Annotated in this window: 17 protein-coding genes and 1 pseudogene; 16 read left to right on the top strand and 2 right to left on the bottom strand. The window is 39.1% G+C overall.

All coding sequences use genetic code 11. The annotated features are described in order from the left end of the window. The first annotated feature begins 445 nt into the window (after positions 1–445). The 5 genes from PALI_RS00865 to ihfA all read left to right on the top strand — a co-directional run bounded on the left by PALI_RS00865 (position 446) and on the right by ihfA (position 5,981). Positions 446–1,501, top strand: a complete 1,056-nt coding sequence (locus PALI_RS00865; protein WP_193154480.1) for a DUF2066 domain-containing protein — start codon at positions 446–448, stop codon at positions 1,499–1,501. Continuing rightward, positions 1,501–2,211 (top strand): DnaA regulatory inactivator Hda, encoded by a 711-nt coding sequence (gene hda, locus PALI_RS00870; RefSeq protein WP_171037557.1) that lies wholly within the window; start codon positions 1,501–1,503, stop codon positions 2,209–2,211. Before PALI_RS00865 ends, hda begins: the two co-directional genes overlap by 1 nt. Positions 2,212–2,295: 84 nt before the next feature. Next, the gene (gene pheS / locus PALI_RS00875; RefSeq protein ID WP_077537570.1) at positions 2,296–3,276 is read left to right on the top strand and encodes a phenylalanine--tRNA ligase subunit alpha; all 981 of its coding nucleotides are present in this window, start codon (positions 2,296–2,298) and stop codon (positions 3,274–3,276) included. Between the two features lie 15 nt (positions 3,277–3,291). Then, complete coding sequence (pheT, locus tag PALI_RS00880; RefSeq protein WP_193154482.1) at positions 3,292–5,679, top strand: phenylalanine--tRNA ligase subunit beta; 2,388 nt, start codon at positions 3,292–3,294, stop codon at positions 5,677–5,679. A gap of 2 nt (positions 5,680–5,681) precedes the next feature. Beyond that, positions 5,682–5,981 (top strand): integration host factor subunit alpha, encoded by a 300-nt coding sequence (gene ihfA / locus PALI_RS00885; RefSeq protein ID WP_077537572.1) that lies wholly within the window; start codon positions 5,682–5,684, stop codon positions 5,979–5,981. Positions 5,982–6,140: 159 nt separating this feature from the next. Here the strand turns inward: ihfA and PALI_RS00890 are convergent. Further along, positions 6,141–6,407 (bottom strand): annotated as a pseudogene (locus PALI_RS00890) (IS30 family transposase); the annotation flags it as partial. 485 nt (positions 6,408–6,892) lie between these two features. On the opposite strand from PALI_RS00890, the gene PALI_RS00895 reads away from it, so the two are divergent. The 10 genes from PALI_RS00895 (at position 6,893) to ccoG (ending at position 20,051) form a co-directional block, all read left to right on the top strand. Then, positions 6,893–8,335 carry a glyceraldehyde-3-phosphate dehydrogenase gene (locus tag PALI_RS00895; RefSeq protein WP_182702494.1) on the top strand — a complete coding sequence of 481 codons (1,443 nt, stop codon included), beginning with the start codon at positions 6,893–6,895 and terminating at the stop codon, positions 8,333–8,335. 216 nt (positions 8,336–8,551) lie between these two features. After that, positions 8,552–9,679 (top strand): M14 family metallopeptidase, encoded by a 1,128-nt coding sequence (locus PALI_RS00900; RefSeq protein WP_182702493.1) that lies wholly within the window; start codon positions 8,552–8,554, stop codon positions 9,677–9,679. A 381-nt stretch (positions 9,680–10,060) separates the two neighbouring features. Further along, positions 10,061–11,563, top strand: coding sequence for an alanine/glycine:cation symporter family protein (locus PALI_RS00905; protein ID WP_077537575.1), 1,503 nt, complete (start codon positions 10,061–10,063; stop codon positions 11,561–11,563). 139 nt (positions 11,564–11,702) lie between these two features. Next, on the top strand, positions 11,703–12,029 hold the full coding sequence (locus PALI_RS00910) for a hypothetical protein (RefSeq protein WP_193154484.1): 327 nt from the start codon (positions 11,703–11,705) through the stop codon (positions 12,027–12,029). Between the two features lies 1 nt (position 12,030). Continuing rightward, positions 12,031–12,312 (top strand): YeaC family protein, encoded by a 282-nt coding sequence (locus tag PALI_RS00915; RefSeq protein WP_007378333.1) that lies wholly within the window; start codon positions 12,031–12,033, stop codon positions 12,310–12,312. Beyond that, entirely contained in the window at positions 12,302–14,983 is a 2,682-nt protein-coding gene (locus tag PALI_RS00920) for a DUF349 domain-containing protein (protein ID WP_193154486.1), read from the top strand. Before PALI_RS00915 ends, PALI_RS00920 begins: the two co-directional genes overlap by 11 nt. 100 nt (positions 14,984–15,083) lie before the next feature. Beyond that, on the top strand, positions 15,084–15,638 hold the full coding sequence (locus tag PALI_RS00925) for a DUF1439 domain-containing protein (RefSeq protein WP_193154488.1): 555 nt from the start codon (positions 15,084–15,086) through the stop codon (positions 15,636–15,638). A gap of 68 nt (positions 15,639–15,706) precedes the next feature. Then, positions 15,707–17,011 carry an ABC1 kinase family protein gene (locus PALI_RS00930; protein ID WP_193154490.1) on the top strand — a complete coding sequence of 435 codons (1,305 nt, stop codon included), beginning with the start codon at positions 15,707–15,709 and terminating at the stop codon, positions 17,009–17,011. A 93-nt stretch (positions 17,012–17,104) separates the two neighbouring features. Continuing rightward, the gene (locus PALI_RS00935; protein WP_193154492.1) at positions 17,105–18,523 is read left to right on the top strand and encodes a sigma-54 interaction domain-containing protein; all 1,419 of its coding nucleotides are present in this window, start codon (positions 17,105–17,107) and stop codon (positions 18,521–18,523) included. 145 nt (positions 18,524–18,668) lie between these two features. Then, positions 18,669–20,051, top strand: a complete 1,383-nt coding sequence (gene ccoG / locus PALI_RS00940; RefSeq protein WP_193154494.1) for a cytochrome c oxidase accessory protein CcoG — start codon at positions 18,669–18,671, stop codon at positions 20,049–20,051. A 75-nt stretch (positions 20,052–20,126) separates the two neighbouring features. Here ccoG and PALI_RS00945 read toward each other — a convergent pair whose 3' ends face one another. After that, complete coding sequence (locus PALI_RS00945) at positions 20,127–21,050, bottom strand: M14 family metallopeptidase (RefSeq protein ID WP_138583869.1); 924 nt, start codon at positions 21,048–21,050, stop codon at positions 20,127–20,129. 251 nt (positions 21,051–21,301) lie between these two features. On the opposite strand from PALI_RS00945, the gene PALI_RS00950 reads away from it, so the two are divergent. Then, the gene (locus tag PALI_RS00950) at positions 21,302–23,848 is read left to right on the top strand and encodes a UvrD-helicase domain-containing protein (RefSeq protein ID WP_193154496.1); all 2,547 of its coding nucleotides are present in this window, start codon (positions 21,302–21,304) and stop codon (positions 23,846–23,848) included. The last annotated feature ends 84 nt before the right edge of the window (positions 23,849–23,932 follow it).

Raw genomic sequence — 23,932 nt, forward strand, 5'->3', positions numbered from 1 at the left:
CGTAGGGCACCGACTTCAAATTAAAGAGAGCCCGAACCTAACGATTCGGGCTTTTTTACGTCTGTAGAAAAATTAATTTAGGTTGTACAAACTCAAATTGAAACAGCCTGAAGACAGCCTCCGGCGATGCTAGTGATACCAAACTGCATAAATCTTTGATCAATTTAACGAATTAAATTGCACTATAACGTCGTTAAAATTTTTTATTTAGAACAATTAGATACAAAAATTTTGCCTAGTTCTAGCGTAATTTTTTAACGTTAAATAGACCCCATATATAAGCAGATTGGTATTAATCAATTTGAAGGATTAAATCTGACGCTAACAGCATTAAAAATTCCTATTTATAAATTACATATACCACTATAGATAACAAATATAATTTTGCTTTGTCAGTGGCTTTGATTTAGGATCAAAATAGTTTAAAACCAAGAACTAATAGCCTGTGCATAGATTATTAATTAGCGCCATCTCCATTTTATTTTGTTTTTCTATTTCGGCAGTTGAAGTAACTGATCTATATCAAGATATTTTAAAAGTAGATGACAAAACTAGAGACACCCGATTAGCGGCGAGTCGCAAAGCTTTACTCAATGTTTTAGTGAAAGTAAGTGGTGATGAAACTGCAGATCAAAACAAGCAAGCACAGCAGCGCACGAAAGATATTTCTGATTATATGCTCAAGTTTGAATATGACGAGAGAGCAAATGGACAATTAAAACTCGTGGTTAAATTTGAAGCTCGAAAGATCAATGCATTAATTAAGGAGCTTAACTTGCCTTTATGGGGAGTACAGCGTCCGTTAGTTGCAATATGGTTAGGTATTGAAGACAACTGGCGTAGAGAACTGGTAACTCAAGAAAGCTACCCGCAATTAGAGCAGTTGATTTATGACAAAGCTGGGCGTCGTGGTTTACCGGTAATTGTTCCCTTGCTTGATTTACAAGATAGACGTTTAGTGGGTATTCCAGAGGTGTGGGGTAATTTCTCAGAACCAGTAGAAGAAGCCTCTAGACGTTATAGTGCTGAGCGAAGTATTACTGCAAGAATGTATAAAGAAACAGATAGCGAAAATTGGATTTTAGATTGGCGCTTTACTAATGATGATTTATTTGATTCTAATCGATTAACGGGCGATAAACAGCAAATAGTGAGCCAAATGATTGATACGCTAGCACGTGGCCTTGCAAGTGAGTACGCTATTGATCCAAATGCTTATTATGAACAAGCAACGGCTTCATTAACATTGAAAGGCACGCAAAGTTTTGTTGATATTGAGCGTGCGAAACGTAGACTACTGAATTTAAGTGTTGTTACTGAGGTTACAATTGTTCGAAAAACATCAGAGTTTGTCGAGTTTAAACTAAATCACACGGGAAACCTTACCGATCTTAAAAAAGGTTTAGGACTTGAATCTTCGTTCAAGGACTACAAGGATCCACGCGACTTTTACCATGTTGTCGATAAAAATAGTCTAGAGTATCAGTGGGTAACGCCATAATGTTAACGTCAGATCCTATGCAAATGGCATTACCGGTAACACTACCGGATGACGAAACATTTGCATCGTATTTCGGTGGGGAAGATTCGTTAGAGGTTAATCATTTAAAGGATAGTTTTTTAAAGTTAGCAAAAGCGTTTCAGTACACTTATTTATGTGGGTTAGGCGATTCAGGCAAATCTCACCTTTTGTATGCAACCTGTATAAAAGCACAAGAGCGTGGCTTATCTAATATGTTATTGTCAATGCGCGAAGTGATAGATTTTGGACCTATGGTTTTAGATGGTTTAGAAGCGCTTGATGTTTTATGTATTGATGATGTACACCTAGTGGCTGGAAATGATGCATGGGAAAAAGCATTATTTAACTTTTTTAACAGATTTAACGAGCCTGGAAAAATGCTGGTTGTTACTGCTGATTTACTCCCTAGCATGCTTAATATTACGCTGCCTGATTTAGAATCTCGCCTAACGTGGGGAACAACCTTTCAAATTCGCTCTATGAGTGATGATGATAAAGCACAAGCACTTGTTAAGCGTGCTCATATGCGTGGCCTTGAATTAAGTGATGAATGTGCACGTTTTTTATTGACGCGCTTAAGCCGTGATATGCGTGCTTTACTCGATGTACTTGACACATTAGATCACGCATCGATGGCCGCACAGCGAAAATTAACAATTCCTTTTATAAAATCAACGTTAAAGCTGTAGTAGGTCTAGAATCTAGACCCTGCTTTCAGTTATCATAAGCTATTACTTAACAGCAATCACCTTCTGTGAAAGATCAGGTATCGAATGAACTTAGAAAACATATTAGCGCAAGCACTTGAGGCGGTAGCCAGTGCCAGTGAAATAGCGCAGTTAGAAGATATCAGGGTTAATTACCTTGGTAAAAAAGGCGAAATCACTAGCTTACTTAAAACGTTAGGTAAAATTGCCCCTGAAGAACGCAAAGAAGCAGGCCAAGTTATAAACCAAGCTAAACAAGATGTGCAAGCTGCTATCACTGAAAAGCGTGAATTGCTAGCAAGTAAAGCACTTGAAGAAAAGCTAGCGGCTGAAACTATAGATGTAACTCTACCAGGGCGCGTTATGCCAGCTGGCGGTTTACACCCAGTTACGCGCACTATCGAACGTATAGAAAGCTTTTTTGGTGAGTTAGGGTTTGAAGTTAAATCAGGCCCAGAAATTGAAGATGATTTTCATAACTTTGATGCACTAAATATTCCTGAGCATCATCCAGCACGTGCTGATCACGATACCTTTTATTTTAATCCTAAATTAGTACTACGTACACAAACAAGTGGTGTGCAAATCCGTACTATGGAAACTGAGCAGCCACCACTGCGAATTATTTCACCTGGACGTGTATACCGTAACGATTACGACCAAACGCATACACCTATGTTCCATCAGGTAGAGGGTTTAATGGTTGATACTGATGTTAGCTTTACTGAGCTAAAAGGTATTTTGCATGATTTTTTACGTAACTTTTTTGAAGAAGATATGGAAATTCGTTTTCGTCCTTCATTCTTCCCATTTACAGAACCTTCAGCTGAAGTAGATGTTATGGGTAAAGACGGTAAGTGGTTAGAAGTACTAGGCTGCGGCATGGTACATCCAAATGTACTTAAGTCTGTGGGTATCGACCCAGAAAAATACACCGGCTTTGCTTTTGGCATGGGTGTAGAGCGCTTAACTATGTTGCGCTATGGCGTAAACGATTTACGTGCATTTTTCGAAAATGACTTAAAATTCCTAAACCAGTTCCGTTAAGAGTGAAACAATAAAATGAAATTTAGTGAAAAGTGGTTAAGAGAGTGGGTTAATCCTGCTATTGATACGCAAGCTCTTTCGGAACAGCTTTCAATGGCTGGTCTAGAAGTTGATGGCGTTGAGCCTGCTGCTGCCAAATTTAATGGCGTAGTTGTAGGTGAAGTTGTTGAATGTGGACAACACCCAGATGCAGATAAACTGCGTGTTACCAAAATTAACGTCGGTGGCGATGAGCTACTTGATATCGTGTGTGGTGCACCAAATTGTCGTTTAGGTATTAAAGTTGCTGTTGCAACTGTTGGCGCTGTACTGCCTGGTGACTTTAAAATTAAAAAAGCCAAACTACGCGGCCAACCTTCAAACGGAATGCTATGTGCTTTTGTTGAACTAGGTATTAGCGAAGAAGGCGACGGCATTATGGAATTGCCAAGCGATGCACCAATAGGCACTGATTTACGTGACTACCTAGGTCTTGATGATAATATTATAGATGTTGATTTAACACCAAACCGTGGTGACTGCTTAGGTATAAAAGGTCTAGCACGCGAAGTAGGCGTTTTAAATAGTATTGACGTAAACGTATTAGATATTCCAGCTGTTACTCCAACAATTGATGACAAAGTATTGATTGAACTAGTTAACGACGACGCATGTCCTCGTTACCTTGGTCGTGTGATAAAGGGCATTAACCTTGATGCAGAAACACCGCTTTGGATGGTTGAAAAGCTACGCCGCAGTGGCGTACGTTCAATCGACCCAGTGGTTGATGTTACAAACTATGTATTACTTGAGCTTGGTCACCCAATGCACGCGTTTGATTTAAATGCGATTGAAGGTGGTATTAAAGTACGTAGTGCAAACGCAAGTGAAGAACTTGTTTTATTAGACGGTAACACCGCTAAATTAAACGACACAACACTTGTGATAGCCGATCATAACAAAGCACTAGCAATTGCGGGTGTTTTTGGTGGTGAGCAATCAGGTGTTACAGATAAAACATCTGATATATTACTTGAAAGTGCATTTTTTAACCCTGTAGCAATTGCAGGACAAGCACGTAGCTACGGTTTACACACTGATGCTTCACACCGTTATGAACGCGGTGTTGATTTTGCTCTGCAACATGATGCAATGGAACGTGCAACAGCGCTACTTCTTGAAATCGTAGGCGGTCAAGCAGGCCCAGTTGTTGAAGCTGTAGCGGCTGACAAACTACCAAAAGTGACTGAAGTACGTCTTCGTCGTGCTCGTTTAGACCGTGTTATTGGTCATCATATTGAAGATGCTAAAGTAACTGATATTCTTACGCGTTTAGGCCTTGATGTTAAAGTAGAAAATGAAAGCTGGAGTGCGGACGTACCAAGCTACCGTTTTGATATTCGCATCGAAGAAGATTTAATTGAAGAAGTAGCACGTGTTTACGGTTACAACAGCATTCCTAATGTTGCACCAACTGCAAAACTTAAAATGACGACACATAACGAAGCAACTATTGCGCTTAGCAAGTTCCGCAATACGCTAGTGACTCGTGGTTACCAAGAAGCAATCACGTACAGTTTTGTAGATCCTAAAGCACAAGCTATTTTACACCCTGAGTGTAAAGCAATGGAATTACCGCACCCTATTTCAATTGAAATGTCAGCGATGCGTGTAAGTTTAATGCCGGGTTTATTAGCGTCTGTAGCGTATAACCAAAATCGCCAACAGCCTCGTATTCGTTTATTTGAACATGGTCTTAAATTTATAAGCGACGAAAGTGCAGAAAATGGTGTTTACCAAGTACCGGTTATTGGCGGCGTTATTACGGGTCTTGTAAATGGTGAACATTGGGTTGAAGAAAAACGTAACGTTGATTTTTACGATTTAAAAGGTGATGTTGAAGCCTTACTTGCAATTACTAATGACGTTACTCGCTTTGAAATTAAAGCCGAGCAGTCAGATGGACTTCATCCTGGTCAATCAGCAGTAATCTATGTTGATGGCAAAAAGGTTGGTTTTTTTGGTGCTTTACACCCTCAAGCTCAAAAGTCGTTAGATATCAACAACGCAACTTTTGTTTTTGAAATTGAAATGTCAGCAATAGAAAAAAGAAATTTACCGCAGGCAGAAGGGGTGTCTAAATTCCCTTCAAATCGCCGCGACATCGCTATTTTAGTGGCGGACAGCGTTCAATCTGGTGATATTTTAAGCGCGATCGAAAAAGTTGGCGGAAATCAATTGGTTGACCTAAACTTATTCGATGTGTATAAGGGCAAAGGTATTGAGCCAAATTGTAAGAGTTTGGCGATTGCTCTAACACTGCAAGCGGTTGATAGAACACTCGAAGAGAAAGATATCAATCTAGTAGTTGATAACGTGGTGGCCGAATTGGCCGAACAGTTTAATGCATCGTTGAGGGACTAGATATGGCGCTTACTAAAGCCGACATAGCTGAACACCTATTTGAAAAGCTCGGGATCAATAAAAAAGATGCCAAAGATTTAGTTGAAGCGTTTTTTGAAGAAATCCGCTCAGCGCTAGAAAAAGGCGAGCAGGTTAAGCTCTCTGGATTTGGTAACTTTGATCTTCGAGATAAAAAAGAAAGACCAGGCCGCAATCCGAAAACAGGTGAAGATATTCCTATTTCGGCGCGTCGTGTGGTGACCTTTAGACCAGGTCAGAAGCTTAAAACCCGTGTTGAAGTGGGTACAAGCAAAGAAAAATAAAAAAAGGCAGCGTAAGCTGCCTTTTTTTTAATTACGCTTCTGAGCTGCTTATACCAATTCGCAATAATACTTAACCTGAACTCTGGTTAAGATATTTACTAATATATTGAATCATAATAATATTTAAACTCGCGGATTCAAATCTGAAGTACATAACGTTTAGGCGGCTTTAGCCGCCAAGTGATCCTGCATCAATTTTGCCGGCGTTTCAAATCTAAGTGTCTTCCTCGGACGATTATTAAGTTGCTCAAGTACTGGTATAACTTGTGCTGGTGTGACCGCTTTAAAATCTGTGCTCTTCGGGCAATACTGGCGTAGTAATCCATTCGTATTTTCATTCAATCCGCGCTCCCATGAATGATAAGGGTGAGCAAAATAAACAGGAACACTTAATGTCTCTGTGATTTGCTCATGATAAGCAGACTGGTATAAATTCAACGTAGTTAGCGCTGAAAATAGCTGCTCGAGATAGATTTATTATCCAGAGTTCAGGTTACTTAATCAATTTGAGGGATTAAATCTGACGCTAATTGCGTTAAAATTTCTGATATAGAACAAAATAACGAAATTTTTGCCTTGTCATTGACACGATTTTCTTACCTTAAAAAAGATCACTTAATTAAGCGAATTGGTATCACTAGGTAGAGCAAATCTCAATTTTGAAAAGTCAGCCAGCACTACCAAATCTTTTTTAACTAACTGTAACATCCTCACAGTGTTCAACGCTCCCTCATCGCTAATATGAAAAAAACGCAACCAAAAATGTATAGAATTAGCCAAAGGTATTGCTAAAGTTTACGCTTTTCTAAAATCATTTGGCCCCGAATAGTAGAGAATAACCTGAGATTAAATTAGAATAGCTGTGCCCATTTGGGCTATCCGTTCAAAAATGTTTAACTTAGGTAAATAAAATGACCTCATCTCACGAGTTAGAATACACGAATAGTTGGCAAGAGCGCCAAGATTACGCAGAAAGCATGCAACCAATCATAGGTAAGCTTTATCGTAATCGTGGTATTGAAATTGCTGTATATGGCCGTCCTCTCGTAAATGCCAGTACTATCGATATTATCAAATCTCATAAAACTGTTGCTCAGTTTGAAGGCACTAAATTACGTTTACGCGAAAGCTTCCCGTTCTTAGAAGCTATCAGCAAAATGGACTTGAACTCTGCACGTATAGATATTGGTAAACTTGCTTATAGCTACTTGTACACTGAGTCTGCTAACGGCCGTTCAGTAGAGACGTTTGTAAAAGATGAGCTTGCAGAAATAGCTGACTCACCAGCTAGAGAGCCGCGTGATGTTGTACTTTATGGCTTTGGCCGTATTGGTCGTTTACTTGCGCGCTTGTTGATTGAAAAATCAGGTCCATATTCAGATTTACGTTTGCGCGCGATTGTTGTGCGAGGTGGTAAAGAGGGCGATCTTGAAAAACGTGCAAGCTTATTGCGCCGAGATTCAATCCATGGCCCATTCAACGGTTCAATCACGATTGACAAAGAACGTAACGCTATTAAAGCTAATGGCAGCTACATCCAAGTTATTTATGCTAACTCTCCTAGCGAAATTGATTATACTCAATACGGTATCGACAATGCATTGATTGTTGATAACACGGGTATTTGGAAAGATGAAGCAGGCCTTGGTCAGCATCTAGAGTGTAAAGGCGCCGCAAAAGTATTACTAACAGCGCCTGCAAAAGGTAATATCAAAAATATCGTATATGGTGTTAATAACAAAGATATTTTGCCTGAAGATAAAATTGTATGTGCAGCGAGCTGTACAACCAATGCAATTACACCAACGCTTAAAGCACTAAATGATAAGTTTGGTATTAATAATGGCCATGTTGAAACTGTTCACTCGTACACGAACGATCAAAACCTTATCGATAACTACCACAAAGCAGAGCGCCGTGGCCGTGCCGCTGCACTTAATATGGTAATCACTGAAACAGGTGCTGCAAAAGCGGTTTCAAAAGCATTACCAGAGCTTGAAGGCAAGTTAACAGGTAACGCAATCCGCGTACCCACACCGAATGTATCGCTCGCTATTTTGAACCTTAACTTAGCAAAAAGCACAACGGTTGAAGAGTTAAACTCATTCCTACGTCATGCTGCACTTCATTCCGATTTGCGCGATCAAATTGATTACACAGCATCAACGGAAATTGTATCTACCGATTTAGTAGGTAGCCGTTACGCAGGTGTTGTTGATTCACAAGCGACGATCGTTGAAGATAACCGTATTGTATTATATGTATGGTATGACAATGAATTCGGTTACAGCTGCCAAGTAGTTCGTTGTATGCGCGATATGGCCGAAGTGTCATTCCCAAGCTTACCTCGCTAATATATTGCAGTGATTTAAAAGCCAGCATTTTGCTGGCTTTTTTGGTCATGTGTTATTTTTAAAGCTTATTCCATGTGATAGGCTTTAATTATGTAAGTGTTGGTCGTACTTTGTTTTTCGAAGTTCCCAGTATTTTTCTACACGTATGTGTGTACCTGTAGTGTTAGCTCTGCAAATTAGTAAGCAGATAAATTTATTTAACTTAAAGGTTTTTTCATGAAAATCAGCAGCAATTTCGACAGTGGTAATATTAAAGTAATAGAAGCCACCGATCCTTTAAATATTCAATTAGAAATTAACAAAGATCATCAGTCTGAATTTTATCAGTGGTTTCACTTTCGCCTTGAAACAACGCCTTACCAATTGCATAAGTTAAATATTAATGAGCTTGAAAAATCAGCTTATCCAGATGGTTGGGAAGGTTACCAAGCAGTTGCGTCGTATGACCGTCAAACATGGTTTCGTGTACCATCAAGCTATGAAAATGGGACATTAAGTTTTGAAATCGAACCTGAGTGCGGCAGTGTGTATTTTGCCTACTTTGCACCATACAGCTATGAGCGCCATTTAGATTTACTGTCTTGGGCACAAAGCCAAGGCGCTTGCCAATTAGAAACGCTGGGTGAAACGCTCGATGGCCGCGACATGAGCGTACTTAAAATTGGTGAGCCAAGTGAAGACAAGAAAAACATCTGGATCACAGCTCGTCAACACCCTGGTGAAACAATGGCGCAGTGGTACGTAGAAGGTCTACTTCACAAATTACTTGATGATGAAGACCCACATGCAGCTGCGCTTCTATCAAAAGCAGTTTTTTACATTGTGCCAAATATGAACCCAGACGGCAGTGCGCGCGGGCATCTTCGTACTAACGCTAAAGGCGTTAACTTAAACCGTGAATGGCAAACACCAAGTATGGAAAATAGCCCTGAGGTTTACCTAGTCCTTAATAAAATGCGCGAAGCTGGTTTAGATATGCACCTTGACATACATGGCGATGAAGCTATCCCATATAACTTTGTGGCAGGCAGTGAAGGTATTCCAAGTTACGATGCACGTCTTAAAGGCTTAGAAGATAGCTTTAAAGCAGCACTTTTAACTATTACACCTGAATTCCAAGATGAGCATGGCTATCCAAAAGACGAGCCAGGCCAAGCTAACCTTACGGTAGGTTCATCAGCCACGGCTGAAGAATTTAAAGCATTAACTTACACCGTTGAGATGCCATTTAAAGATAATAACGATTTACCAGATCCAGATTATGGCTGGTCAGACCGTCGTTCGTATCAATTTGGCCAAGATACGTTAGCGGCTATTGTTAATGTTGTTGATAATTTAAGATAAAACGTTTATCAAAAGGGTATCAATAGTTTTGATACCCTTTTTGCTTTTAACAAAACCCTTTGTATAAAATAATAATAATCATCATATAGCAACTGCATTCTTAAAGCGTTTTCAACGCTTCTTCGCTGCGTATCATCGCCGTATCGGTACAAATCAATCTACTTTCATTTAAATACTTCAGGTGTAGTGCCTTACAACAAATGTGTAATTATATATTTTGAAAATTAAGTGTTAACAAAGTTGGTGTACTTAAGTTAATATTAATTAAATCATCAGTCGGGGCGGGAGAGGTACAACCTTATTTCGTAAAGCTTATGTTGCAAAGTAGCTAAAGCAGAGTCTCGTAATTAAAAATAATAAATATAACTATAGAGGATATCCATGGAAGCTATTGTAAGCGCTGTTAATGATGTTGTTTGGAGTAACGCACTCATCTATTTATGCCTAGGCGCAGGCTTGTTTTATTCAGTATTAACTCGATTTGCTCAAGTTAGACATTTTAAAGAAATGTGCAAGTTATTATTCAGTCCTAATACGTCTGATAAAGGTATCTCATCTTTTCAGGCTCTTGCAGTATCGTTGTCTGGACGAGTAGGCGTTGGTAATATCGCAGGCGTTGCAGCGGCTATTGGTTTTGGTGGACCAGGTGCTATTTTTTGGATGTGGGTTGTTGCTTTTCTAGGCGCAAGTACCGCATTTGCAGAGTCTACTCTAGGGCAAATTTATAAAACAGAAGAAGACGGGCAATATCGTGGTGGCCCAGCCTATTATTTTGACCGTTGTTTAGGGCAAAAATGGCTGGCTATTTTATTTGCTGTTTCGGCAATTATAGCGTGTGGTGTTTTCCTGCCAGGCGTACAAGCAAATGCGGTAGGTAATGCGTTTACCCAAGTATTTGGCGATGGCAATATTGTCTCTACTAGCTTTGGTGACGTAGGCAGCTTTAAGTTGGTCGCTTTGGCAATTATCCTTATTGTTTTGGCATTTATTATTTTTGGCGGTATAAAACGTATTGCGAACTTTACTCAAATTGTGGTGCCATTTATGGCACTTGGTTACATAGTATTGGCATTAATCGTGGTATTTTTAAACTTAGATAAAGTGGGCGATATATTTTATTTAATCATTAGTGATGCGTTTACAGCACAGGCTGGTTTTGGCGCAGCTATTGGTTGGGGCGTTAAACGTGGCATATATTCTAATGAAGCTGGCCAAGGTACTGGGCCTCATGCAGCAGCTGCCGCAGAAGTAGATCACCCTGCTCAACAAGGTTTAGTACAAGCTTTTTCTGTTTATGTTGATACTCTCTTTGTGTGTACTGCAACAGCATTAATGATTTTAATAACGCAGCAATACAATATTGTGGGTGAGTTACCAGCAGGGCAGTTTATTGTACAAAATGTTGATGCAGCTACTGAAGTTGGATCGGCAGCCTTTACGCAAATGGCTTTATTTAGTGTATTTGGTAGCTTTGGACAAGCATTTGTTGGTATCGCGTTGTTTTTCTTTGCCTTTACTACAATACTTGCTTATTACTTTATTGCGGAAACGAATATTGCTTACTTAAATCGTTACTTTAAAGGCAGTATTCCGCTTGTACTGGTGAAATTTGTGATTATGTTCATGGTTGCATACGGTATGGTGAACAATTCAGGTTATATCTGGACTATTGGTGATATTGGCGTTGGCTTAATGGCCTGGATCAACATATTGGGTATCTTAGCCATCTTCTTCGTTGCTAAGCCTGCTTTATTATGTTTGAGCGATTATGAAGAACAAAAGAAAAAAGGCGAAAAAATTATATTTGACCCAGTTAAATTAGGCATTAAAAATGCAACTTTTTGGGAAAAACGTTTAGAAAAGCAGTCAAAAGACGCTGAGTAACTAAACTCAGTGAGTAACGTGGAAAATTATCGTCCTTAAATGATTTATTGGTTTGAATTCAAAAAAGACAACGAGAAATAAAACACGTACAATAAAGGCGCCGAAAGGCGCTTTTTTTATGCGTAGTATGGAGAGAAGTATGGCGATTATTCGTTGCCCAAAATGTGCAAAATCAATTTCAGATAAACATAAGCAATGTCCGCATTGCGAAAGTAACATTGCAGAGCTAAACGACGAGCAAGTTCAACAACTTCAGCGCGAGCAGCGAATTAAAAAAAAGCAGATGTTTATAAATCACTCCTTTTTGGCGCTTATCTTGTTTTTAGGTGGTTTTTTCTGTTTATACTTTTTACAACCACAAGAAGAAACACTGCAGTGGTACGTTTACACCGCTGCAATTGGCGTAGGATGTATTTGGTATCTTATAAACCGTATTGTTTTAGTGACACTAAAAAAGAAAAAATGACATGAATATCGATAATCTTGTACAAAATATTACTCCCGAATTATTTGAACGCTTACAATACGGTGCCTCTACTGGTAAATGGCCAGATGGTACCGTTTTATCCGATGAGCAAAAGCAACAAACAGTGCAGTTGGTTATGTTGTACCAAGCAAAAGTGGCTCAATCAAATGAGCAATTTACGATTGGTGCTAATGGTGAAATGATCCAAAAGACAAAAGCTCAACTACAAAAAGAATTTAAATCAGACAACGAAATAGCTAGGTTTAGTGAACATGATCTTTAAGCACCTTTTTACACCAAAATGGAAACACCCTAAGCAACAAGTACGTCTTGATGCTATCGAAAAACTCGACATTGAACGTGATGCAACCATATTAAACACGTTAGCACTTGAAGATAGCTCCGCTGAAATACGCCGTAAAGCGCTTCAAAAAGTAAATGACTTACCACTTTGGTGGAAAGCGTATAAACAAGATCAAGCATTAAAAGATATAGCAGAACTTCAAATATCTAATGCTGTTTTAAATAGTGAAAGTACACTAGCACCACAAATTAAAAACGAATATATAGAGCGTTTTGCGCCCGTTAAAACACTCGAAAAGTTAGCATTTGCAGAAAAAGAACTGTTAGTACGTGTTAAATTACTGAAGCGTTTAGCAAATCCAAAACTAGTCGAAAAAGCCTTTAAAGAAGGTAGCGAAGAGCTACAAACTCAATTAGTTGAGCTTGTTATTACACATCAATTAATTAAGCAATTAGTAAAGCATGCAAAGGGCGGTGCAAAAGCAGCACTTAACACGCATATTGAAAATGAGCGTTTAGCAATTGAAATGCCACTTCAGGTTGAAAGTGCTACCCGTGTTATTTTAGCTAAGCTAAATGCCTTGCGTGAAAAAACAGACTTTGCTCTTGTTAATCCACAAGCGAGCGATTTAATAGCTCAGTGGCAAGCACTTGAGCTTAAATGGTTAAGTGATGAACGTGTTAAGCTTCTAGATGAAAAATATACTTCCATCACCACTAAGTTAGATGCACACATTGAACAGCTCAAAGCGTTACACGACAAAGAGCAGCAGCAATTAGCACTGCAACAGCGACAGCTGCTTGCCCTTGCAACGCTCGAAGCTTTAAGCGACGAAATAGAAAACGCGTTACAGCTTGGGCTCGAAACACCAGAGCAAATTCAACAAGATTGGCTTGATGCAAAAGTAGCGCAAGCTAAGCAAGCTATTAGCGAAACAGAACTAGCTAACAATACGCAATCAAAACTGGCTGTAAGCAAGTTAGAAAAACTATTTACTCAAGTAACTAAATTACCTGAACTAACAACGGCTATAAAAGAATACAAACTCGCTTTTGCAGCATTATGCGAAATAAAACCTGCTGAAGGTTTAGCGCAATATGATGAAACCTTAACTGCGTTTAATAGAGGCTTTAAAGCAGCGCGTAATCACTTGAATATTTTAGATGGTGCATTGCAAAGTACATTTAAAACTCAGTTAAGTGCGCATAAAAAGCAATTTTTAGCGCCAATGAATGAGTTAATCAAGCCACTTGAGAAAAACCAAAGCCAAGCAAAACGCAAAGTGCGTGATGTTAAACGACTAATTGAAGAAGGCCGATTTAATGTTGCTTTTGGTGTGTTTAAAGGGTTTGAAGAATTATTTAATACCCTAACCGAGCAATATCAACAGCCGCTTGTAAATATAAAAGCAGATCTTGAAGCACAACTTGCAAATGCAAAAGATTGGCAAAAATACGCAGCAGCACCAAAGCGTGAAGCGTTATTAGAAGAAGTAAGTGCCTTAGTGAGCGAAGAGTGCACCGATCCACAACAACGTGCAGAGCAAGTGAAAGTGCTACGTAAACGTTGGAATGAGTTAGGTCGTTTAGATACCGACGAAGAAAAGCAACAAGGCGTACAGTTTGATGAAAAAATTGAGCTGTTATTTGCACCTTGTCGTAGTTACTTTGCAGAGCAAGAAGTACAACGCGAAGCATCAAAAGCACAACGCGAAAATATTATTAGCGATATGCACGCACTGCATTTGCAGGCTACTTCAGAGGATAACTTTGATTGGAAGCAATATGAAAGCCAATACAATCGTTTAAATAAAGCGTGGCGCAGTATAGGTAAAGTTGATCCTAAAACATACCGCACATTAAATGACAGCTACAAAAACGAACAGCAACAAGTACTGGCTTTATTAAACGCATTTCATAAAAGTAATGCCGCACTTAAAAATGAATTAGTAGAAAAAGCGCAGCAATTGTCTCAAAGTGATGATTTGGCTGCGGCTTGTCAAGAGTTGAAGCAGATGCAGCAGCAATGGCAAACTATTGGTTTTGCAGGCTTGAAAGCTGAAAATGCGTTATGGCAAAAATTTCGTCAGTTTAATGACGAAACATTTACTAAGCGTAGTAGTGAGTTTGAGCAGCAAAAACTTGAGCAAAACGAGTCAGATAAACAAGCAGCAGCAGAACTTACTGAGCTTGAAGCAGCATTGAGTGATGTTAACCAAAGAGCGCAGTTGCACGACCTAGAAACGAAAGTAAAAGGGTACGCTCAATTTAGATCATTATCGCCTAAGGTAACTAAATTATTAGCAGCCATTGAAGATAAACTTGCCTTGCTTATCAGTAAATCAGAGCAAGCTAATTTAGATGCGTTAATTACAGCACTTGAAAACAATGAAGCGTTACCAAGTCAGTATCAAGCACCGCTCAAAACAGCATTAAATACAGAACAGCTTATTACGCGCATGGAAATACTAGCGAACGTCAGTTCAACTGATAAATCTCTTAGAATGGCAGAGCAAGTAGCCATGTTAGATGACAAACATCGTGGCGAACATGCTGATTTAAACTATTATTTAAAACAGTTATTAGCGCTCAGTGCCGGTTCAGTTGAACCTGACACACTAACGCGACTTAAAGCGACACTTGCAGCTTAATGCATTAAAAACAGCATAATATTTGCTGGTTGCTATTTTACTAAGCCGCTTTAATAGCGGCTTTTTTATGTATCACTAATTCATAAACAAAAGGGTTCTCATGAGAATTTTAGTTATTATCGCAGCGCTATTATTAACTGCCTGTAATACTACGCAAGGCATTTCAGTGTATTCATTTACCAACGCTGAGGTTGAGGCTGTACTGGGTAAGCAATTACCAAAGTTAAGTGAAAAAATAAGCTTGATGGGTTTACCGGTTAAGTTTGATGTAAACGACTTAAGTGTCAATATTGGCCCAGATAACCGCGATGTTGTTGTGCTGGGTGCAGATTCAAGCGCTGAAATCAATGCTTTTGCACTTAAATATCCAGTGCGTTTAAAGCTGCAAATTGAAGGGAGCCCGTTTTACGACAGTGAAAAAAAAGCAGTCTTTTTACGTAATATTAAGTTGCTCGATTCGAGCGTTGATGCCGGTGGTTTTAAAGGCAACATAGGCGCACTAGATAGCCAAGCAATGGATGTTATAAATGCCTTTTTAGCGGTTAACCCTGTTTACACATTAAATATGGATGACCCTAAAATGATGCTACTCAGTAAGCTTCCACTCGATATGAAAATAGTTAAAGGTGCAATTAAATTGGTACCTCACCTTTAAGTAGATCTGGCTGGTTAAAATATACGTATCAATTAGCCTGACTCTCAGGCTAATTAGGTTTTAATATTATGGCAGCACCTCTTACAGTGCCCACCTCTCGACTCTCTCGCTTTGCAAAATTAGGCTCACTCGCAACAGGTGTTGCTACCAACATGTTAGTTGATGGCGCTAAGAGCGCATTAACCGGTAAAGGTTGGAATAATAAAAGCTTACTACTACAACCTAAAAACATTGAAAAACTAGCCATGCAGTTATCACATTTACGTGGTGCAGCAATGAAGCTCGGGCAATTGCTCTCAATGGATGCCGGTGATTTACTTAGTCCTGAATTGGCCCAGTTACTTGCTTTACTGCGCTCAGACGCGAATCCAATGCCGCATAAACAACTTGTAGAAGTGCTAAAAACGCAATGGGGGGATGAGTGGCTAGCGCGTTTTTCTCATATTGAGCTAAGGCCTTTTGCCGCAGCTTCTATAGGGCAAGTTCATTTAGCTTATAAAGAAAATGGCGATCAGCTTGCTGTTAAAATCCAATACCCAGGTATTGCAAAAAGTGTAGTGAGCGATGTTGATAACGTAATTTCGTTATTAACACTTTCTCGATTACTTCCTAAGGATCTTAATATTAAGCCGCTTATTAGTGAAGCCAAAGCACAGTTATTAGCAGAGGCTGATTACACGCGAGAAGCGCAATATTTAATACGTTATAAAAGTGCGCTAGCAGAGAACGAACACTTTAAAGTGCCCAATGTATATATTGAGCACAGCACACAACAAGTGCTTACTATGGAATATATAAAGGCAGAGCCTATTGAGAGCATTACAGAGCTACCTGATAGTCAAAAAAGCTTTGTTGCAGAGCAACTGATTGATTTGTTTTTCAAAGAAATGTTTGAATTTAAATTGATTCAAACCGACCCTAACTTTGCCAACTTTCATTACCAGCTTGATACACAAAAAATTGTTTTATTTGATCTTGGCGCAACGCGAGAAATATCACCCAAGCTTAGCGAAGGTTACTTAGCATTGTTTAAAGCCGGTAGCGAAAACAACCGAGAAGGTGTGCTTAAAGCGGCTTCACACATTGGTTATTTTCAAAATGACTTAGTTGATGAGTATAAAAACAACGTCATTGATTTATTTTTAATGGCGTGCGAGCCACTAAGAGCAGAAGGGGAATTTGATTTTAAAAATAGCGAACTCGCGCTCAATATTAAAAATGCAGGGCTTGCCCTCAGTGCGCAATCTCAGCAATGGCATACACCGCCCGTTGATGCGCTATTTATTCACCGAAAACTTGCAGGACTTTATTTAATAGCCGCAAGGCTAGGTGCAAAAATAGACATTAAAACGTTATTTAAGCACTATTTATAGCGTTTTAATGAACGCTTGAGTGCATTTAAAGTAATGAGTGCACTTAGCGTATGAAATTGTCATAATGCTCGTGATATTTCGCGAGGTGTATTTATGATAAAACAATTTTTAAACGATCCTAAGTTATTGCTAAACGCAGTAGGTGAGGGCATATACGGTTTTGACCTATCGGGTAATGCGGTATTTGTAAATCCTGCAGCTGAACGTATGACGGGTTGGTGTGCTGATGAACTTTTAGGTAAAAAAATACATCAATATCATCATCATACTCATGCTGATGGGACGCCTTATCCCGCTGACGAATGCCAAATATATTGCACCATGTTTGATGGCAAACGCCGTGAAGTAAAAAATGAAGTTTTTTGGCGCAAAGACGGTAGCTCATTTGCAGTTGAATACACCTCAACACCCGTGTATCAAAATAACCAATTGATTGGTGCTGTAGCGGTATTTCGCGATATATCACAGCAACAACGCACACAAAATGCATTGCAAGAGGCACTTGAAAAAGTAAAGCACTTAAGCGAGCAGCTAAAAGATGAAAACAACTACTTAATTGCAGAACTTAACGAAGATTGGCAAGACTCAGGGTTAGTTGGACAAAGCCATATATTTCAAACCATGTTAGATCAAATAAAACTGGTAAGTGAAACCGACAGCACAGTGCTTATACTTGGCGAAAATGGCACGGGTAAAGAGTTAGTAGCCCGTAATTTGTATCGGCTTAGTAAACGCAGTAATCAAGCCTTTATAAAAGTAAATTGCGCTGCATTTACACCGAGCTTACTAGAGTCGGAACTGTTTGGTCATGAAAAGGGCGCGTTTACAGGTGCCAATGAGCGTCGTAAAGGGCGTTTTGAACTTGCTGATAAAGGCACCTTGTTTTTAGATGAAATAGCAGAGCTTCCGCTTGAGGCGCAAAGTAAATTACTGAGAGTCCTGCAAGAACAAGAGTTTGAACGTGTGGGTGGCAGCAATACGCTAAAAGTAAGTATTAGAGTAATTGCAGCGACTAACCGCAACCTGTGGGAAATGGTACAAAAAGGCACGTTTAGAATTGATTTGTATTATCGGCTTAATGTATTTCCTATTAAAGTCCCGTCCCTTAAAGATCGAAAAGAAGACATTCCTTATTTGTGCGCTAATTTAATTGCGCAGTTAAATAAACGGCTCGGGAAACATTTAAAGGGGCTAAGTAAAAAAGCAATTATGCAGCTGCAAGCCTACGATTGGCCAGGAAATATTAGAGAGCTGCAAAATGTACTTGAGCGCGAAGCTATTTTATCTAATCAGGCTGTACTGCAGCTAAGCCAGCCTTTGCAAGCGGGTGGTGAAGTAGTTATTAATCCATTACTTACGTTAGATGAAGCCCAAAAGCAACATATAACAACTGTACTAGCGCTCTCGCACTGGCAAATATCGGGTGATAAAGGGGCGTCTGTTAAACTGGGCTTACCGGAGAGTACACTACGTTCAAAAATGCGAAAGTTAGGGATTACTAAATATTCGTGATATATCGCGTTATTCGTTTTATATCGCGAATTAATTTTTTCTATACTGGAGTAACTTCTTTAATATCAATGTATTAATTAAAGTTTCAGCTTGGTCTGAAAGTTGCAAATACTTGCTTAATACCCGTCATTATGAAGCAAGTACTATGAAGTTTGATATTAAAGAAGAAGACATGATCATTAAGCCCTATAACACCGAAGGGCCAATTTATATCCGCGAGCAAAAAGGGTTTTTTCAGCGTATACGCCGTAATTTAGGTTGGCTGTTAATGCTGACTTTTATTGCAATACCGTGGATCCAATATAACGGACAACAAGCTGTGCTGCTTGATGTGGCAACGCAAACCTTTACTATTTTTGGTTTAACACTCCTTCCTCAAGATTTTATGATTTTAGCCTTACTGTTTATGGTGGGCGCTTTTGCGTTATTTTTTGTAACTAATTGGCTTGGTCGAGTCTGGTGTGGTTACACCTGCCCGCAAACAATATGGATGCTCATGTTTTCGTGGGTAGAGCAACGCATAGAAGGCACGCGAAATCAGCGTATTAAATTAGATAAATCACAGTGGACGTTAAGTACTTGGCGCAAAAAAATAACTAAGCACAGTGCGTGGATTGTTATTTCGATTTTAACCGCCACCTCGTTTATGGCGTATTTTATTCCGGCAAAAAGTTTGTATATGGAAATGCTTACGTTTGAATGGTCAGGTATTACAGGATTTTGGGTGTTTTTATTCGCTTTTTGTACTTATGGTAATGCCGGGTTTCTACGTGAAAAAATGTGCACAATTGCTTGCCCGTATTCTCGTTTTCAGGCTGTTATGTTTGATAAAGATACGTTGCTTGTTACCTATGATAGCGAACGAGGTGAAAACCGAGGACCGCGTAAACGTAAAGCCGATCCAAAAGAGCTTAACTTAGGTGACTGTGTAGACTGTAACTTATGTGTAGAGGTATGCCCTGCAGGAATAGACATTCGAAATGGCTTGCAATATGAATGTATAAACTGTGGCTTATGTATTGATGCTTGCGACGACACCATGAATAAGTTTGGTTACGAAAAAGGCTTAATTAAATACGCCAGTGAAAAACAAATGGAAGGGGGCAAAACCAATCCATTTAGATTAAAACTAGTAGGATACGGCGCATTAACGGCTTTGTTAATAATTTCTATGTTTGCATGGATGTTGCAACGTACACCAATAGAAGCCTCAGTATTACGCGACAGAAATGCGCTTTATAGAGTGAACTACGAGGGCCTAGTAGAAAACCCTTACACGCTCACTATTATTAATAAAACGCAGCAAGCACTGCATTACACTATTGCCATAGAGGGTTTACCAGGAGCAACGCTGTCAAGTCCAAGTTCTACACTTATACAGCCAGGTGTGATGAAAAGAGTCCCTGTTACAGTAACAGCCGATGGTTACGATATTGAGCGTAAAGTCAGCAAGTTACAATTTATTGTAACGGCGCAAGAAGACGCCAGTATTACTATAACTAAAGATAGTCAGTTTTATAAAAACTGAAAAGATTAATTATTTACACAGGCTCAACCAAACCAGCCACAATGCCCAAGCAGTATATCTACTTGGGCATTGTTTTTATTTTGATTGCTTGTTAATGATAAATTTAAGTGCACTATCAATTACAGCTACTTGAGCCAAAATACATTCTTCATCTGTGGCTGTTGGACTATCAGGGTATACCTCTGTTGTGGTTACATAGGGTGCATCAGTAAAGCCCATACACAAACCTAGATCGCGAGCAGCATAGTTAATTACACCAAATTGCTCTTGAGCTACGCCTATTAACTGGTTGTTTTCATCGCTCGGTGCAATGTGCGTGACCTTTGCCACATCTTCGATAATTACTTTTTGAAATTCAGGCTCCGGCTTATTGGTATCGGCCACTAAATAAAACCCATCAGGTATGTTCCAATTAGTGTTTGTAGTGCCTTCACGGGCAGCAAGTGCGGGTCTAAATTCACTGTTATCGCTGTCAGTTGTTTCGTGTAAATCGATATGAGCCATTAAATCTATATCGAGTGATTTCACAAACGCCATAATTGCAGCCGATTCATGAGCAGGACTATTTTCGTAAAAAGAGCGGTTAGGATCAATCGCGTCTGGGTTCCAACGATTTATTGTTTCATACCCCCAAGGGCTAATGCAGGGCGCAACAATAATATTAAACTGCTCTGAGTGTTGTATTGCCGATGTTTTGGCAAATCTAAGTGCGCCATGTACGCCACTGGTTTCGTAGCCATGTACACCACCGGTGATTAAAACTGTTGGTTTGTCAGCATTAAAGTGAGGTGTTTTTAACACATACAGTGGATAAACACCTGCGGCGTAATTAAGCTCACCGTATTGCTCTACATTTAATATGCTTTTTAGGTCGTCAACTAGCGTTACCACTTCATCTTGGTAACTGCGTTTTATGTTTTGACGTGCTAACCACTGAGCTTTATCGCTGTTATTCCATTTCGTCCCAGGTGTGCCTATAGGGTATGTACTGTTAGTCATAATAAGCCTTTATATCAATTGAATTTTGTCTTTATAAAAGTGAAGGTATTAAATGCAATTGCTAAAATTATGTAATAAGGATATAGCTTAACGTTCAGTAAAACAGCGTGCAAATTAAAACGTTAAGTCGTACTTTTGTTGTGTACTTTTTCATTGATATAACTAAGGGGGCGGTAGTTGCTGTTATGCATCAATTTATTATAAAAGAGTATGTTAAAATCAGCTTATAGTCTGTTTTTGTATTGAGTATTATGGCGCAGTATATTGCCACACCAAGTTGGTTAGGTCGTTTTTTTACCCGTATTAAGCGAGTAAGTATTGAGCAGAGCATGCTTGTTATCGACTTTAGGGATAACACTAAGCTGCAATTTAGGTTAAGCGAATTTAGTAATTTTTCTGTGCTAAGAAACCGTCTGTTTAGTGCTGAAATTAATTTAAGTGATCGTAATAACACATGCATTAGCTTTTTAAATAAAGGCCAAGCAGACGTGCTTAGCAAAACATTAAATCACTACTTTGCAAACAGCTTGGAGCAAAAAATAAACAAGGCTAAAACGCAGTTAAAGCAATATGCTTTAGATGAGTTTTTACGAGACAGCTCAATTGAAATATTGAATAAAACCGTTTTTTCTTTAAGTAAAAATTACGCGCATAATCAAATTTTATGGCAACAGCATTTATCGCCGGTTAGCATAAAGTTTTTAAGTATTTTAAGTCGCACACCTAAAGTAACCGACGCTGTAGCGCAGTTACGCCATAAGTATGAACAAAAACAGCTTACTCTAAGAGATAATTTTTATAACAATGTGGAGTCTAATCCACTGACAATAGAGCAGCGTTTAGCGGTTATTCGCGATAACGATAAAAACCTAGTATTAGCAGCAGCGGGTACGGGTAAAACATCAGTTATGGTTGCCAAGTCGCTTGATTTAATTGATCGGGACATAGCAACGCCAGATCAGATATTAGTACTCGCTTATAATAAAGCAGCCGCAGAAGAGCTAAAAGAGCGATTTATTAAACGCGCAGGACAGGCAAATTTAAGCATGACACCGCCTGTTATTTTAACGTTTCATGCATTAGGCCTAACACTATTGCGAAATGCTAAAAAGTCGACTGAGCTTTCTGTATTGGCTAGTGATGCATTACAGTTAAAAAGTTGGTTTACGGCGTGGCTAAGTGAGCAAATGCAGGCTAACTCTGCTTTTTTAAAAAGCTTTGTTGATTTACTGTATGAGCCCGTTGATATTTTTAGTTTTAAAAATAGTGCTGAAGATGAACATTACGTGCGGATTAATGAATATAAAAGCTTTGCTGGTTACAAAGTTAAAAGCTATCAAGAGCTACTTATTTCTAATTGGTTGCACTTGAATTCGGTTGAGCACGAATACAAACCAGCTTATAAAATAAAGCAACGCGTGGGAACGGGCGATAAAAGGCTAAACAAGCAATACTCCAGCTTCTACTTACCAAAATACAATATTTACTTAGATCATTATGATATTGATAGGCAAAGTAATACTCCCTCAGGCATAAACAAAGAGCACTATAACGAACACATAGCGCTCAAGCGCGAACTGTATAAAAAAGATAACACTATTTTTCTCGAAACCTTTCATTTCAATTGGCTTGATGGGAAACTAGAGCAGCGCTTAGGTAAATTTTTAAAGCAGCATAATGTTGCGCTAACGCCCTTAGGTGATGACAAAACATTTGCTCTTTTAACTAACTCAGGGCAGTTACAGCAAGAAGCCGAGAAATACCTAAAGTGCTTACAAGCCATAAGGGTTGAGCAGTTAACCAATACCCAAATAAAACAGCGTATAAAGCAAAGTGGATTTAAAAACCATCAGCGCTATGCAGCCATGCTTATCACTATTCATGATGCTTACACTAACGAGTTAAGCAGACAAAACGCCATCGATTTTGATGATATGATAATTCACGCCACACAAGTTGTGAAAAAAGGTGAATTTAGTGTCCCTTGGAGCCATATTTTAGTTGATGAATTTCAAGATATATCGGGTGCACGTATGGCTTTTTTAAATACGCTTATTAACAAAGGCACGGGTATCCGCTTTACAGCTGTAGGCGATGATTGGCAGGCTATTTATCGCTTTTCGGGTGGTAACCTTGCACTGACGACCCGATTTGAAGAGCTTGTGGGGAGTCACTCATTAACGGTGTTACAAAAAACATTTAGATATAACAATAGTATAAGCGATGTAGCGGGGCGTTTTGTAATGCAAAACCCAGAGCAGTACAAAAAGTACATTACAACGCATGTGCAAGTTAGTACACCGCAAGTTATTTTATTAGACGACCAATACAAAGGCGCTAAGTCACTTGAAGTAAAAGTTCAGCAAATTATTCGTACGATTCAAAAAAACGACGCCACAGCCAGTATTGCGGTGCTTAGCCGATACCGCTTTATGCTTAATAGGGTAGAGGAGCATTTAAAAAATAAAAAACAAACTAATACGTTGCACTTTTGGACCTTGCACGGTGCCAAAGGGCTTGAAGCTGATTACGGTATTATTATTGGTTTTGAGCAAGGTAAATTAGGTTTTCCTAGCAATAACCAAAATAACGTGTTGTTAGAGTCGTTATTACCAGTGCAAGACAGCTTTACCCACTCAGAGGAAAGGCGTTTATTGTATGTGGGTATTACGCGGGCTAAGCATAAAACCTATTTAATTGCTGATCCCCATGCGTGCTCAGTATTTATAAAAGAATTAGTAAATGATGATTACCCTATTGAAGTTGCCTCAACATTATTTAACCTGAGCTCTGGTTAAGAGATTTATTATCCAGAGTTCAGGTTATTTAATAAACTGCAACCGAAGCACAATGTTACTCGCAACGAAAAATTGCGTGTTGGG

The sequence above is a fragment of the Pseudoalteromonas aliena SW19 genome, assembly GCF_014905615.1.
Taxonomy (GTDB): Bacteria; Pseudomonadota; Gammaproteobacteria; order Enterobacterales; family Alteromonadaceae; genus Pseudoalteromonas; species Pseudoalteromonas aliena.